Annotated in this window: 17 protein-coding genes; 8 read left to right on the top strand and 9 right to left on the bottom strand. The window is 48.8% G+C overall.

Annotation, left to right across the window (positions count from 1 at the left end; genetic code table 11):
- Positions 1–51: 51 nt before the first annotated feature.
- The 3 genes from QUA02_RS22780 to QUA02_RS22790 form a co-directional block, all read right to left on the bottom strand.
- Positions 52–279, bottom strand: a complete 228-nt coding sequence (locus tag QUA02_RS22780; protein ID WP_333030913.1) for a VOC family protein — start codon at positions 277–279, stop codon at positions 52–54.
- A gap of 101 nt (positions 280–380) precedes the next feature.
- Positions 381–1,025 carry a retropepsin-like aspartic protease family protein gene (locus QUA02_RS22785; protein ID WP_333030914.1) on the bottom strand — a complete coding sequence of 215 codons (645 nt, stop codon included), beginning with the start codon at positions 1,023–1,025 and terminating at the stop codon, positions 381–383.
- Between the two features lie 58 nt (positions 1,026–1,083).
- Complete coding sequence (locus tag QUA02_RS22790; protein ID WP_333030917.1) at positions 1,084–1,206, bottom strand: hypothetical protein; 123 nt, start codon at positions 1,204–1,206, stop codon at positions 1,084–1,086.
- Between the two features lie 67 nt (positions 1,207–1,273).
- Here QUA02_RS22790 and carA point away from each other — a divergent pair, with 67 nt between their 5' ends.
- The 5 genes from carA (at position 1,274) to QUA02_RS22815 (ending at position 5,862) form a co-directional block, all read left to right on the top strand.
- Positions 1,274–2,425: a glutamine-hydrolyzing carbamoyl-phosphate synthase small subunit gene (carA, locus tag QUA02_RS22795; RefSeq protein WP_333030919.1), complete on the top strand. Its 1,152-nt coding sequence runs from the start codon at positions 1,274–1,276 to the stop codon at positions 2,423–2,425.
- A gap of 195 nt (positions 2,426–2,620) precedes the next feature.
- Positions 2,621–2,977 carry an STAS domain-containing protein gene (locus QUA02_RS22800; RefSeq protein ID WP_333030921.1) on the top strand — a complete coding sequence of 119 codons (357 nt, stop codon included), beginning with the start codon at positions 2,621–2,623 and terminating at the stop codon, positions 2,975–2,977.
- Between the two features lie 322 nt (positions 2,978–3,299).
- Complete coding sequence (locus QUA02_RS22805; protein ID WP_333030922.1) at positions 3,300–3,746, top strand: Mini-ribonuclease 3; 447 nt, start codon at positions 3,300–3,302, stop codon at positions 3,744–3,746.
- Positions 3,747–4,012: 266 nt separating this feature from the next.
- A complete protein-coding gene (gene rlmB, locus QUA02_RS22810; RefSeq protein ID WP_333030923.1) occupies positions 4,013–5,410 on the top strand; it encodes a 23S rRNA (guanosine(2251)-2'-O)-methyltransferase RlmB in 1,398 nt (465 codons plus the stop codon).
- Positions 5,411–5,583: 173 nt separating this feature from the next.
- The gene (locus QUA02_RS22815) at positions 5,584–5,862 is read left to right on the top strand and encodes a DUF1816 domain-containing protein (RefSeq protein ID WP_333030925.1); all 279 of its coding nucleotides are present in this window, start codon (positions 5,584–5,586) and stop codon (positions 5,860–5,862) included.
- Between the two features lie 280 nt (positions 5,863–6,142).
- On the opposite strand, the gene QUA02_RS22820 is transcribed toward QUA02_RS22815, so the two are convergent.
- From QUA02_RS22820 to QUA02_RS22830, 3 genes are all read right to left on the bottom strand, one after another.
- Entirely contained in the window at positions 6,143–6,979 is an 837-nt protein-coding gene (locus QUA02_RS22820) for an alpha/beta fold hydrolase (protein WP_333030928.1), read from the bottom strand.
- Positions 6,980–7,035: 56 nt separating this feature from the next.
- The gene (locus tag QUA02_RS22825) at positions 7,036–8,340 is read right to left on the bottom strand and encodes a serine hydrolase (protein WP_333030929.1); all 1,305 of its coding nucleotides are present in this window, start codon (positions 8,338–8,340) and stop codon (positions 7,036–7,038) included.
- Between the two features lie 213 nt (positions 8,341–8,553).
- Positions 8,554–9,009, bottom strand: a complete 456-nt coding sequence (locus tag QUA02_RS22830) for a helix-turn-helix domain-containing protein (RefSeq protein ID WP_333031022.1) — start codon at positions 9,007–9,009, stop codon at positions 8,554–8,556.
- 446 nt (positions 9,010–9,455) lie between these two features.
- Between QUA02_RS22830 and QUA02_RS22835 the strand changes: the two genes are divergently transcribed.
- A complete protein-coding gene (locus QUA02_RS22835) occupies positions 9,456–9,731 on the top strand; it encodes a hypothetical protein (RefSeq protein WP_333030931.1) in 276 nt (91 codons plus the stop codon).
- A 145-nt stretch (positions 9,732–9,876) separates the two neighbouring features.
- Here the strand turns inward: QUA02_RS22835 and QUA02_RS22840 are convergent, their stop codons facing one another.
- Positions 9,877–10,257: a DUF5615 family PIN-like protein gene (locus tag QUA02_RS22840; protein ID WP_333030932.1), complete on the bottom strand. Its 381-nt coding sequence runs from the start codon at positions 10,255–10,257 to the stop codon at positions 9,877–9,879.
- Positions 10,232–10,585 carry a DUF433 domain-containing protein gene (locus QUA02_RS22845; protein ID WP_333030934.1) on the bottom strand — a complete coding sequence of 118 codons (354 nt, stop codon included), beginning with the start codon at positions 10,583–10,585 and terminating at the stop codon, positions 10,232–10,234. The genes QUA02_RS22840 and QUA02_RS22845 overlap by 26 nt, the downstream gene beginning before the upstream one ends.
- 239 nt (positions 10,586–10,824) lie before the next feature.
- On the opposite strand from QUA02_RS22845, the gene gatA reads away from it, so the two are divergent.
- On the top strand, positions 10,825–12,285 hold the full coding sequence (gene gatA, locus QUA02_RS22850; RefSeq protein WP_333030936.1) for an Asp-tRNA(Asn)/Glu-tRNA(Gln) amidotransferase subunit GatA: 1,461 nt from the start codon (positions 10,825–10,827) through the stop codon (positions 12,283–12,285).
- Between the two features lie 121 nt (positions 12,286–12,406).
- A complete protein-coding gene (locus QUA02_RS22855) occupies positions 12,407–13,387 on the top strand; it encodes an alpha/beta hydrolase (protein WP_333030939.1) in 981 nt (326 codons plus the stop codon).
- A 122-nt stretch (positions 13,388–13,509) separates the two neighbouring features.
- Here QUA02_RS22855 and QUA02_RS22860 read toward each other — a convergent pair whose 3' ends face one another.
- Entirely contained in the window at positions 13,510–14,253 is a 744-nt protein-coding gene (locus tag QUA02_RS22860; protein WP_333030941.1) for a pentapeptide repeat-containing protein, read from the bottom strand.
- Positions 14,254–14,393: the final 140 nt, after the last annotated feature.

Here is a 14,393-nt window from a genome sequence, read left to right on the forward strand (position 1 = left end):
ACTTAAATGGCTTAATTGGTAGACCTCGAAAAACTGCACAAGTATAAATACTTATCGCAAAAGTGACATGCTCCCAATTGGCTCTGACTTCGCCTCTTCTGGATCGTGAACCCACAACAACTCCAACATCGCGTTGTGGAAAAAGAAACAGCGATTGGCTGTACCTTGCCCGGGATGAGTTCTAGACGATCCCTCCACTAAACCGAGCGATACTAATCGATCGGCAAAGCCGGCACCAATATCAGTACAGATAAAGAGATGATCGAATTCAAATGCCATAATTTCAAAGAGGAAGCAAAACTGCTAATTTTCTTTCTTCTTTCTGCTTTCTTCCCCCCTTCTGGGTGAGGGGGGGTTGCCTTCTTCGTGGTTCCTTCCGTTCACGAGCGCGATCGAAATTCAATGACATCTTGCTTAATCGTTATGTCTTTATTACCAAAAAAGTCGTGACCCAAAAGTCCGATCTCTAGGGATGGCGAGATGGCAACAACTACATTTTGAACCGCCAGACCCCCAGCTTCAATAGAAGTCAAACGACCGAGGGGAAAAGTAGCCACTCCGTTCGGAGTTTGTGCTTGCACTGTTCCCTGGAGAACAACGCCCAAGGCTTTAGCCATTGCTGGTGTAATTACTGTGCCGCTGGCTCCAGAATCTACCATCATCTCGAACTTTTGTTTGCCGTTAAACGTGACTTCTATGACCGGGATATTAGCCTCTCTGCGTTTAATTTTTGCCTGAAATACTCCAGACTTGGCAGCCGCCGAAGTGGCGGGAGTCGATTCTTTGGGGAGAAAACCGCAGACTGATTGGCTGAGGTTGAGGGTTCGGCCTGACGAACTGCGCATGAAGCATCCCTCACTTTCTTGAGCTGCGGCTCGGGAGGAGTTGGCAACAGTCCCTAGTAAAATTGAACTGCTCAGAGAAATAACCGCTGTTAAAAACAGTAAAGGTTGGCGCAGGTTTTGAGCGTTCAGTAGATGCTTGTATAAGTTTGAGAGTAAAGGCTTTTGAGATTTGCTAGGCATAGTTTAGTAAAACGCTGTAGCTCGATCGTAACAGCGACAACTGCCGATCGGTAGAGATTTAGCTGTGGCGATCGCCCAGAGGCGTTACTTTAGTTTGACCGAGCGCCAGATAGAGGCGGGGGCTGGTTGTTGTCGATCGGCAGAAACTGGCATTGCACAAATTAAAATAATATCTGTACATTGCCGACTAGCATCAAATCCCAGGCAGTGATAAGAATTAAACCACACGACAGTAATTCAAGGATGCCATGTCACTTTCAACTGCACAACCCGCTCTCCTAGTCCTGGCTGACGGTACTGCTTACCGAGGCTGGTCGTTTGGCGCTAACGCTACCGTCGTCGGCGAGGTAGTATTCAATACGGGAATGACGGGGTACCAAGAAGTCTTGACCGATCCCAGCTATTGCGGCCAAATTGTAACTTTTACTTATCCAGAATTGGGCAATACCGGGGTAAATCTCGAAGACGAAGAATCCTCGCGCCCGCAAATTCGAGGTGCGATCGCCCGGAACGTATGCAGCCGACCCAGCAACTGGCGCTGTTCGCAATCTCTGCAAGACTACCTGAAACAGTACGATATCCCGGGAATTTACGGGATCGACACCCGCGCCCTCACTCGCAAAATCCGCACGGTGGGAGCGATCAACGGCGGCATTTCGACCACGATTCTCGACCAGGCGGAGCTTTTGGAGCAAGTGCAAGACGCCCCCAGCATGGCCGGGCTGAATCTTGTCCGGGAAGTGACGACCCGCGAGGTTTACGAGTGGTCTGAAGCCACAGATTCGGTTTGGGAGTTCAGTCCCACAGTCAAACCCCCTAGCGGCGAAATGTGGACGGTGGTAGCGATCGATTTTGGGATCAAGCGCAACATCCTGCGGCGTTTGGCGAGTTACGGGTGTCGGGTAATTGTTGTCCCCGCTGACACGTCGCCGGAAGAAATCCTCAAATACAACCCGGACGGCATTTTTCTGTCCAACGGCCCGGGAGATCCGTCGGCGGTAACGGAAGGGATCGCGACTGCGAAAGCTTTGTTAAAGTCGGACAAACCCGTATTCGGCATCTGCATGGGACACCAAATTCTGGGGATTTCCTTGGGTGCAGAAACTTTTAAACTCAAGTTCGGCCACCGGGGATTAAATCATCCAGCGGGTTTGACGCAGCAAATAGAAATTACTAGCCAAAATCACGGTTTTGCGATCGACCCGGATTCCCTACTCCCGGAAGTAGAAATTACTCATCTCAATTTGAACGATCGCACCGTAGCCGGATTGAAGCACAAAACCCTGCCGCTGTTTTCAGTCCAGTACCACCCGGAAGCCAGTCCGGGACCGCACGACGCCGACTATTTGTTCGATCGATTCGTGCAGTCAATGAGAGAAAATCAGAAAGCAGCAGCTTAGTCAGCAGTCATTAGTCATTGGTCAATAGTCAGCCGTCATTATCTAGGGTTTGCTGTTTGTGCAGATGACCGATCCCCAATGACCAATGACTAATGACCAATAACTAAAAAACAGTAGACAAAAGACCAAAAAACTCGTATAATGAATCCTCAACTTTAAGCAACATCTAGCTAGGAGGGTGTCATTCCTGAGTCATTGACCCTGACCGTTAGCCTCAGAGGCACTCGCGAAGTCAGGAATAACTATCAGTTATTTCGCCTGACGGGCCTGCTGGACGCTTTTTCTGAGGCAACTTTTCGGAAGGTACTGAGCAAATGTATTGACGAGGGCCCAAAACACGTAATTTTGGACTTGTCTCAGATAGACTTTGTGGACAGTTCAGGCTTGGGCGCACTTGTGCAACTTGTCAAGAAAGCCCAAACCATGGAGGGGACGTTGCAAATTGTCTCAAATCCCCGCGTAACTCAGACTGTTAAACTGGTTCGCTTAGAGAAATTTTTGTCTTTGCAGCCTTCGGTTGATGAGGCGGTAAAAAACGTCAAGGATGCTTGACGCCAAAGTGGATTTAATTAGCTATCCGGTTCTCAACGCTGGATAGCAAATTTTTATTGCGGTGCTGGTAAAACCATACCGATTTTCCCAGAAGCTGCAACACGCGCCAACCGCTATTTTCCCCGAGGCTTTGATCTCCGGTGGATGGGCAGTAAAATAGGTGCGGCAAACAGGCGGAAAAATGGTATAAGAAGTAGGGAACCAGCAGGTAGCGATCGCGTTAACAAAGCCGTGCACTCGCTATAATTGCTGAAGTGACGAAAGACGAAATAAGTAAGTGACTAGAAAAACCAAGCTGTGCGGAAGTTTTATTTAAAAAAGTATGTCGCCGATCGCAGATGACGGGCTCAAACTGAGTCTGACTGATATCAGTTTAAATCGAGTGCATCCTGCGAGGGCTACACCAGCAGAAATAGAAAGGATTTCGCCCGCAGCCTGGGCATATTTGGGAGATGCAGTGTACGAACTCTACGTTCGGAGTTCGTACTTAGTGCCGCCCAGAAGATTGCAAGCTTATCACGAATTGGTGGTGGGGCAAGTACGAGCCGAAACTCAAGCGCGTCACTTGCGATCGCTCTCTCCTTACTTGAACAGTACAGAATTAGCAATTGTCAAGCGCGGCCGCAATGCCGCAGCGGGCCGTTCCAAGCGAGCAGATCCAGAGATATACCAACAAGCCAGCAGCTTAGAAACTTTGGTCGGATATTTGTACCTCACCGATCCCAAAAGATTGACCGAACTTTTGGCACTTTTAGAACTTGAGACTTAAAAGATTTAGCAGTTAAGAGTTGCCAATCGCGAGGGACTAATTAACAACTCGGGCACGGTGGCAAAGCTAAAACAGCAAAAAGCTCGATCGAGCAAACAGGACTTATCAGTTATTAACTAGCAACTTTAACACAACAAAATCCTTGCTCCCTCCCTAGACTATCTAAAATCTCAAAGCCCAAAGATTGCTTCCTCAATCAAGAATCTCACATCTACAATCTACAATCGATTAGCCTTCAGCCAAAACTTTTTGACCACAAGAAACCAATGAGAAAATTTACCAGACCAAACTTCTCGCGCCCGAATTCCGACAGCAAACCATTCAAAAGCGAAGGCCGCCGTCAGGACTCACAACCATCCTCTCCCCGCTTTGAACGCAAGCCCCGTCCCGACACTCGCGGAGTAGACGCGCCTCAAAAACGATCGACTTTCTCCCCCCAACCCCGAGAAATGCCCGTCGTGCGATCGATTTTCAAACGGAGAGTCGATTCCGACAGCCAACCGTCCATTCTCCGTAATAATCCTTTCAAAGACAGAGACGGAGACGGAGACAGAGACGGATACAGCAGCCCGCAGCCGGCCCGCAACAACTTCCGAGACAGAGACAGCAGCCCGCAGCCAGCCCGCAACAATTTCCGAGACAGAGACAGCAGCCCGCAGGAATCCCGCAACAACTTCCGAGACAGAGACAGCAGCCCGCAGGAATCCCGGGGTAATTTTTACAAAGACAGAAACAGAGACAGCAGCCCACAGGAATCCCGGGGCAATTATTACAAAGACAGAGACAATGACAGAGACAGCAGCCCGCCGGAATTCCGGGGCAACCATTTCAGAGACAGAGACAAAGACAGAGACACTCGCCCTGTTGACAGTGCCTCAAACACCGTCGTGCAGCCAGACACAGACTCAGACATGATTTACGGCCGCCATGCGGTGCAAGCGGCTTTAGAAACAAACCAAGTGATCAACCGGATTTGGGTTGTCCCGCACCTGCGCTACGATCCCCGCTTCCACAGCTTGCTAACCGAAGCCAAAGCCAACGGCAGCATCATTGACGAAGTTGACGATTTGCGCCTCGACTACATCACGCGCAAGGCAAACCACCAAGGCGTAGCCGCTCAAGTATCGGCTTACGAATACCTGGATTTGAGCGAACTGATCGCGAAGGCTAAGTCTGCTTGCGCCGATCCCGTAATTGTGGTAGCAGAAGGACTCAACGACCCCCACAATCTAGGGGCGATTATTCGCACGGCTGAAGCATTGGGAACTCAGGGCATGGTGATTCCACAGCGGCGGGCCGTTGGGATTACCTCGGCAGTGAGAAAAGTGGCAGCAGGGGCATTGGAAAGCCTGCCAGTGGCGAGGGTTGTCAATCTTAACCGGGCGCTGGAAGAATTGAAAGAGGCTGGATTCTGGATTTACGGCACTGCAGCAGGCGTGGGTGACTCGGTAGAGACAATCAAGTTCTCTGGGCCCACTGTTTTAGTTGTGGGCGGTGAAGCTGACGGTTTGAGCCTTTTGATACAGCGCGGCTGTGACGGATTAGTTTCAATTCCTTTAAGGGGAAATACTCCTAGCTTGAATGTTTCGGTAGCAACAGGAATGGCTTTATACGAAATTTACCGCCAGCGCGGGCCCAAAAAGTTTCACGTACACGGATCGTAACGGTCATTAGCCCCACCTTCTAAAGCCGGGGGCTTCTCGCCCCCCCCCCAAGCTTCCCATCTTCGGTGATTGAAAAAAAAAATGCAACACAGTATAACAAAGTGTACATAACGAAGGTCTAGGCCTTGCCCGCAGCACTCTGGAAAAAACCGTAAAATACATTAGAAAATCACATGAAAGAACTCTTGATTAGCTTGCTCAATTTTTTCGGATTGGCTTGGTGGGTTGAAGTTAAAACTTCAGCGCCGCGGTGCATTTACTATTTTGGTCCGTTCTTGACTTCTCAAGAGGCCGAAGGTGCCAAAGCAGGATATGTAGAAGACATAGAAAATGAAGGTGCAGAAGGTATGAGTGTTTCGATTCACCGCTGCAAACCTATTAGTTTGACTGTTGCAGATGATTTGGGAAAGCTTGGTGAGGGAGGGCTGTGGCCTGTTTTGAGCAGTCAGTAAAAGTAGAGGTAATTTTGAATTTTGAGTGGTAAATTCAAAACTTTGGGAGCATCTTAATTTTGGTTTTTTAGGAGTGTTCGCTGTGAGAGTTCGTTATGGATATATAATATCATGTGCGAGCGATCGCTTATATTTATTGCGAGTGCGAGCGTCTCGCTCGATCGCGAGACGCTCGCAGTGAAATGATAACTGATTAACCGGACATGATATCACCAAGCGAGCGGGACGCTCGCACTCCTAAAAAACGCTGTTTACAAAATAGGGATTCCCCCCTCAAAACTCAACACTCGCAATTGCCAACTGCTTGGGGGAAACTCTCAATCCAGCGATCGATGTCTGCGATTACCCGATCGGGAATTTCCCAAGGGAACAAGTGGGCTGTATTTGGATAGCACTGCCACTGACACTCGTGGAGGTGGCGGGCTGTTTCTAAACTGGATGCCGAGGTGATGTGCCGATCGGCCTCTCCGGCCAATACCAAGCTCGGACATTGAATGTCGTCGAGGTGGATCAGTCGATCGTATCCGGCCCTGAGAGCGGTATTTAACGCCTTGGTGGCCGTGTTGGAAGTTTTGAGGTAGGCGGGGGTACCTGCCTGTGCTAAGTAGCGGTAAGGGGTGGCTGTATGCTGCTGTATCAAGTAGCGAAAGAGCGATCGCCTAGCAAAAGTATCAATATTCCACTGCCAACCGGGTATCGCCCAATTGATAATTCCGGCTAAACCGGTGTAAAGGTTATCTTGCCAAGAGATAGGAGGGTGACTTCCTCGCGGTTTGGCCGCGGATGCAAGTAGAATCAAACCGGTGACTCGCTGGGGATATTTCATTGCTAATTCCAGGGCTAAAATCCCTCCCAAAGACCATCCGATTACCAAACACCGATCGACTCCCAATCTGTCTAGAAGTGCTTCTAAATCGAGGAGGTGGTCGGTCATTTCAAAGAAAGTTGAGGTGCGGCTGTTGCCGTATCCGCGCAAGTCTGGGGCGATCGTCTGGAACCGCTTTGATAAGTGTTCTGTAAAGACGGACATACAATCGCCGGAACCTGGATGGCCGTGCAAGCAGAGGATGGGAAATCCTTCGCCTTTGACGGAAACGCTGAGTTTTTGATGCGCCATTTTTTAACTGTTTGGGGGGTGCGTTGTCCCCCGCTAGAAATTGTGTATTCCAACCGTTAAAAGCTGGGGTTCCGGCTAATGTAATCGGCAATTTTAGAAATAGACTGGCGAATTTGTCGATCGCCGCTGCTGCGGGAGTCAATCACAGTCATCACATAGGCTTCGCCGTCAATGCTCATCGCTAAAGTTGTGCCCAGAACTAGGGAATTTTCGCCGGTTTTTTCGCCCAACCATTGAGCTTGAGTTCCTTCCAAGGCGGCAAATCCCAGAGCGCGATCGTACTGGCGGTTGAGAGTTTCTATTAACAGTTTAGCACCCGGTGTTTCGCCATTGTAAATTTGCACCATCATTTCGGTGAGCTCGTTAGCAGTCAAGCGGTTGGGGCCGGAACCGGGGTTGGTTGGCATAATCTTTTCCCCCATTAATTTGAAGTTGACGCGGGTGACTTGGTAGCCGCGATTCTCTAAGAATTGATTGATGTAATCCGAACCCAAATAATCAATAAGTTGATTGGTGGCGGTATTGCTGCTGCGATCGATCATTTCTTCTAACAGTAGCTGTAGCGGGTAATTTTTAGGAGACAAAATCTGCGTCGATGAGTCTTCTGTAAAATTACCGCGATTGACAAAGACTTCCTTGTTCAGACTAATTTTCTCTTTTTCCACTTTTTGCATCAGCGCTACAGCAATCGGCAGTTTAATTAAGCTGGCAGGACTGACAGGAGGCACATCGCCCCGCAGGTTTACGCACTCTCTAGAAAGGTGGCAAATGCCGATCGAAGCTTGCCCAGACAAGCCACTTTCCCGAGCAACCACAGCCAAAAAATCGGATTTTGCTTGCTGCACTTGAGACGTTGCTGCCGTTAAATTTTCCCGGTATTCTTGAGTTTTTGAGGCAGTGAGGGAAGCTAAAAATGAATATTGAGGAACTTCCTGCAAGTTATTGAGTGCCTGGTTCCACAAAAATTGAGTTTGCTGCGAAAATTCGATCGACTGATTTGGCTGCCGTCCTCTTTCTACGGCTTGGTTGGCTAAACGGACTGCTTGCTGCAAGTTGTCGTTAGCTCTCTGTTCTACTAATATTTCTACCTCTACCGCTTGCAACTGAGAAAGCAGTTTTTCTTGAGGATTGGCGGCGAGGGGAACTAAGCCTGAGAGCAGGGTTGGTTCTGGGGAGGGAGAGGCGGGTTGTTCTAATTCGGTGACGAGTCGATCGCGAATTTTGTAGAGTTCGTCTAGGGAACGCGGGTTAGATGATTGAGAGAATGAACTTGCGATGGTTAACATCTGAACCAGTCCGATGCCGGCTACTACTGCCGCCATCTTGTTTGCGATCGACAAAAAACGCCTGATCCCTCGCATATTCAACATCCTCAACACAACCAAATTCTATATAAGCAGCTATTGTTACATCAGTCAAACGATTTTAGAATTTAGATTTTAGATTTTAGATTGGAGAACAAATCAACAATCGAAAATGTGAAAGTTCGATCGCGCCGAGAAAGGCAAAACAACTAAAATAAAGGGAGCGATCGCACTCCTAGCAATCAACCCCCTCTAAATATTGCGAACTATCTACTTTCTGCGCCGCCGCCGCCAGTCAGCACCCAACCGCTTGAGGTAATCCCAGCCGCGTTGAGGCCAGACATGAGCGCTACCAGTCTTTTCGGCAATCCAGCGAGCTACTTTGGGGCCTGTCCAGTCTCCGCCGTCGGGGGCTGGGTTTTGCAGCGCTTGTCGCAGTTCTTCTTGCTGTTCTGGATTCAGCAAGGATTTAGCTGGAGGGGGCTGGCGGTCTCCGCTGCGGTTTCTCACAGAGTCAGGCCCTTCTCGGTTGTAACGCTGGACAATTTCTTTGGCGTAGTCGTAGTTGAGACCTACAACTTGGGCTGCTTCTTTGATAGTCCAATTTCGGGAAACTAATAGCAGCAAGTGCCAGCGGCGGGACTCTGTGGTGTTTTGTGCCTGCCGGTAGCGAAGTTTGAGTTCCTCTGCCGTCAGGTGAGATTCTAGGTGAGCTTTAGGTGGCATTCCTCCAACGGGGCATCGGGAACTTCTTACCATATTTCTCGCGGTTTGGGGAGAATTCCGGATGAAATTTTGATGCTGGGATCGTTCGGGCAAATATGGAGGTTTTTTTTACGGCAGAGGTCGGCGGATTGACCCGGATGAAGCAAGTCTAAAATTTACAAATTTCAATCTAAAACTGGTTGACTTTGGCAGCACGGTGCGGCTATGCTCTGGAGTTAAGGTTGCTTTACTTGTAGAGGAAGCAGCCTGCGTCGCCCAAAAATCTAGTTGCACTGCCCAAAGCTGCTAGTAACAGCAATGGACAGCATAACCGCCAAACTGGGACAAGCAGTCTGGAGGCTCCGAGAATCTTAACATTCTCTGTAGCCGCCCTGCTATGTGTTGAAATGCGGGGCGGCTGGGTTTTTGGGTTTTCCTAGAAAACTCAAAAACAAGGAGACCATATTATGTCACAGGAATTTTTGCCTGATGAGATCGAATCTGAACTTCCAAATGACGGCTCAGCAGCAGTATCCGAACAAGAGGTGGTGCGCGTAACGGTGACAGGTTCGCGCGCGACAGTCTTAGAAACTATACACACTTTGTACCGCCTGGGATTTGCTGAAGTGGGGGATTGGAGTCGGCCGCAGCGAGGTGCAAAGTTAGGCGAGGTGGTGAGTGTTCTGATCCGCCGCCGTCAGTCCAAGGTGACGAAAGTGCCTGCTGTTAAAACGGGGGAATAGATTGAGGTAAGGAAAAATCGCTCTTTTGTTCGCAGGGATAGAAGGGCGATGGCGTCCCGCCCCGCAAGCTACGAGCTTTTTTAACCGCAGATGAACGCACATTAACGCGGATAAATCAGGGCGATCGCTTTTTTTGAAGCAAATATCAATCTGAACCCAGTACATAAGTGTGTGGCAAGTGAACTATTCGATCTTGATATTCATTTTCAAACGATGCGGCAGCAATAAATATCAATTCATCAATATTTTGACCGATGCTCAACTTGGGATTTAAAACAAAAATGCCTGGTACATGATGGTTTTGTGCAAAGTTATCTTTTAAATGAACTGGCATAGATTTGCGGTTGTTTGTCACTAGCACGAAGTCGTGTTCTTCACACCACAACAAGATTTCTGGGTCTAAAGTTCCTCTGCGAGGAGCGTTTGGTTCTCCAACTGCCCACACAACTAATTCTCGATCGCGCTGAATGAGTTGAGTTTTGTAGCTGGAATCTACATTTTCATCCAACAAATAGTTGAGCGTCATGAGTTTGATTTTTAGCTTTTTGGTCGGCTCTCAGCTTCCGCATCCGCAGAGCAGCAGGTGAAGGATTTAGTTGCTGTTCTTTAAGTTCTTGGTGACTCCACTCCAACCAGTCGGCTAAATACTTGCTGACAGTTTCTTTGTTGTGCAGGTAATAGAGAATGGTAGCATAAACTTGTTCGAGATTAACAGATGGGTAGGTTTGGGCTATTTCTTCAGGAGTGCGTTCGCGGTGGATGAAATCATAAAGGATTGTTTCAATTCCTACTCTCGTGCCTTTGAGGCGAATGTCGTCGCTCGCCAAAAAATTAAAATAGTCTTCTAGTTGCATAGGTGATTTGGGAGTAATAAAGAGGGGTTTTTAATCTCAGATTTTAGCATTTAATCAGTTCGATCGAAAAAGCCGCAGCGCAGGCTGCAAGCGAGCGGCGATCGCCCGGCGAGCGGAACTTGCAGAAGACGATCGAACTTTCGCCACAAAACTAGCGAACTTTGACTCCTAGGCTGTAAGCAGGTGCAATTGCCAGCTATATTGGCTAAGTGGCTAGTAGAAAAGATAAAGGTACGAGCATGGCATCCATCCGCGAGTTGCACCGACAACTGGTCAATAAAGAACGCTCTGCTGTGGAAATTACTCAAGAAGCATTAGACCGAATTACCCAGCTAGAGCCGAAATTGAAAAGCTTTCTGTGCGTGACGGCAGACAGCGCATTGGCGCAGGCCCACAAAGTGGATGCCCAAATCGCAGCAGGCGAGGAAATTGGCCTGTTGGCCGGCATTCCGATCGCCGTTAAAGACAATATGTGCACAAACGGCATTCCCACAACCTGCGCCTCTCGGATTTTGGAGAATTTTGTGCCTCCCTACGATGCAACCGTCGTCTCCAAACTCCACGCAGCCGGTGCGGTGATTGTCGGCAAAGCGAATATGGACGAGTTTGCAATGGGGAGCTCGACAGAAACTTCTGCCTATCAAGTTACCGCGAATCCTTGGGACTTGGAGCGCGTGCCCGGAGGGTCTTCTGGCGGTTCGGCCGCAGCGGTAGCCGCCGGAGAATGCGTCGTGAGCTTGGGTTCGGATACAGGGGGATCGATCCGCCAACCTGCTGCTTTTTGCGGCTTGGTGGGGCTGAAACCGACTTATGGGTTGGTTTCTCGCTACGGTTTGGTGGCCTATGCTTCTTCTCTCGATCAAATTGGACCCTTTGGCCGGACTGTTGAGGATGCGGCGATTTTGTTGGGGGCGATCGCCGGTTACGACAAGAGAGATTCCACGAGTCTGAATGTCCCAATTCCTGACTACGCCCAAGCTTTGAGACCTAGTTTGCGCCCGAAGGGTCAGATTAGAATTGGGGTAATTAAAGAAACTTTTGGTGTAGGGTTGGACTCGGGGGTTAAAGACGCTGTTACTAAGGCGATCGAGCAATTTCAACAATTGGGCGCAGAAATTCAAGTCATTTCTTGTCCCCGGTTCCGCTACGGTTTGCCCACTTACTACATTATTGCTCCCTCGGAAGCTTCGGCAAATTTGGCGCGATATGATGGAGTTAAGTTTGGTTTCCGGTCTCCAGACGCCGATAATCTTTTGGATATGTATGCCAAAACTCGCTCTCAAGGGTTCGGTGCGGAAGTTAAACGCCGGATTGCGATCGGCACTTACGTGTTGTCGGCTGGATATTACGACGCCTATTATCTAAAAGCTCAAAAAGTTCGGACTTTGATTAAAGAAGACTTTGAAAAAGCTTTTTCTCAAGTTGATGTTTTGGTCTGTCCCACTGCTCCTACTACGGCTTTTAAGGCAGGGGAAAAATTCAATGACCCCCTGAGTATGTATTTGTCAGATTTGATGACTATTCCGGTGAATCTTGCTGGTTTGCCAGCTTTGAGTTTGCCCTGCGGATTTGATGATAAAGGACTGCCGGTGGGCATACAACTGATTGCTAATGTTTTGCAAGAATCTCGGCTGTTTCAAGTGGCTCACGCTTACGAACAGTCTACGAATTGGCACTTTCACCGCCCAGAATTGGATTAATTTTTGAAATTCGGCGGAACGCTGCGGCGGAAGTTAGTAATCGATCTTGGCTAATTGTCTGAATTAATTCTGTGCCATTAGCTTTTGACCGATATCTAATTTCCAGCGTGCCTTATTTTTTATGAACAAGTTTCTGGTATTCCTCTTGTCTAAATCGCTAATAACTTTTGGGATAGTTTTGGCGATCGCTTATTCTGCTGCTTGTCTATTTCTATTTGCAGCGCAAGGTAAGTTTATTTTTTTTCCCGCGCGGGCGATCGAAACTACCCCAGACGATTTTCAGTTGGGATATCAAGATGTTTGGCTGCCAATTCCAACTAAAACAGGCGCGGTGGAAACCGTGCACGGCTGGTGGATTCCTGCCTCGGAAACCCCCCCCAGCCCCCCCTTGCTAAGGGGGGGAGCAAGAAAGGGAGAGTCGCTTCTGGCTGCGCCCCAAAGTGAGAGACGGGCCGCCGATCCGGTTCCCCCCCTTAACAAGGGGGGGTTAGGGGGGGTAGTTTTGTACCTGCACGGGAATGCTTCCAATGTGGGAGCAAATGTCGAACACGCTAATCGATTTCATCGCTTAGGTTTGTCGGTATTTACGATCGATTATCGCGGTTACGGAAAAAGCCAAGGCGATTTTCCGAGTGAATCTCAGGTTTATGAGGATGCTCAACTTGCTTGGGATTATTTGGTGAAACAGCGGGGAATTAACCCGAATCAAATTTATATCTACGGTCATTCTTTGGGAGGGGCGATCGGGATCGATTTAGCAGTGCGCCACCCGGAGGCGGCAGGGTTAATTGTGGAGGGTTCTTTTACTTCGGTGCGGGCGATGGTGGATTTCCAAAAACCGCTGTTTTGGATGTTTCCGATAGATTTTTTGCTGACACAGCGCTTTGATTCTCTTTCAAAAGTCGATCGCCTGCAAATGCCGGTGCTATTTATTCACGGGACTGCTGATAGTGTAGTTCCAGTGTCCATGAGCAAAAAACTGTTTGATGCAGCACCTGAGCCCAAACAGCTTTACATAGTTCCTGATGGAGGTCACAATAATGTGGCACAGGTCGGGGGTGCAGAATATCTGCTCGCAGTGAGCCAATTTTTAGGTTTTTGAAAGTAGATAAAAGCTATTGGCGGTAACAGCTTCAGTTTGATATCTGTACCGCCTGCTCGCACTTCTACTGGCAATTCTAACAGCACATATCTGAAGCGGAGCAGTTATCGCGATGATACCGCTTAGTTCAACCTTAATACATTCAGCCACCAGTCATTCAAGGCATAGCAGTAATTGCAGTAATTGTTCGTGCTTATCGCTTGTTCTTTCTTAACTTCGCAGCCGCGCCGAGATATTTTTCGGTTCGGCATCCGGGCGCCGCAGAGATTGGCATCTGTAAGATTAGTTTTGTTCAATCTCGCATCGCTCAAGTCGGCCGCTCTGAGGTCTGCACCGCTGAGATTTGCACCGCTTAAATCGGCTTCTTGGAGGTCTGCACTGCGGAGATTTGCACCACTTAAATCGGCAGTTCTCAGGTCGGTTCGACTTAGTTTGGCGCCGCTCAAATTACTGCATTTTAAGTTAGCCAACTGGAGGGATGCGTCTCTAAGAAAACTCTCGCTGAGGTTGGCATTTTCTAAGTTTGCTCCCCTGATGTCGGCCCTGCTCATGTCGGCTTTGCTGAGGTCGGCGTCGGCCAACAAGGCGTTTCTCATGTTGGCGTTGTTTAAATTAGCTTCCATTAAGTCAGCCGCAGTCAAGTCGGCCTCAACTAAGTCGGCCCTGCTGAGAGTGGCGCTGCTCAAGGATGCGCCAAACAAATCTGCACCGCTCAAGGAAGCGCCAAATAAGTCGCATCCGGGACATCCTCTTGTTTCTAGCAGCCGTTTGACTAAAGACAGATTTTGAGCTTGTAAGGGAATTGCTGCACAAAATGGGAGTAGCAGTATTGCAGCAGCGAGAATTTTCAGTTTGAATTTGGTCATAGTTTGGGTAAGCCCTGTAACTGCCGATAGCACCGAGTTGTCTGCTGGACTTACGCGCGTGCGGTTAAAAACCCGGTCTCCTCGTTAATTTCTCGCTGTCAAACCCAATATTTTTAGCAAAAACCGGGTTGTTGGCGCAA

The sequence above is a fragment of the Microcoleus pseudofavosus SVA1_A4 genome (genome assembly GCF_036700565.1).
Lineage (GTDB): Bacteria > Cyanobacteriota > Cyanobacteriia > Cyanobacteriales > Microcoleaceae > Microcoleus.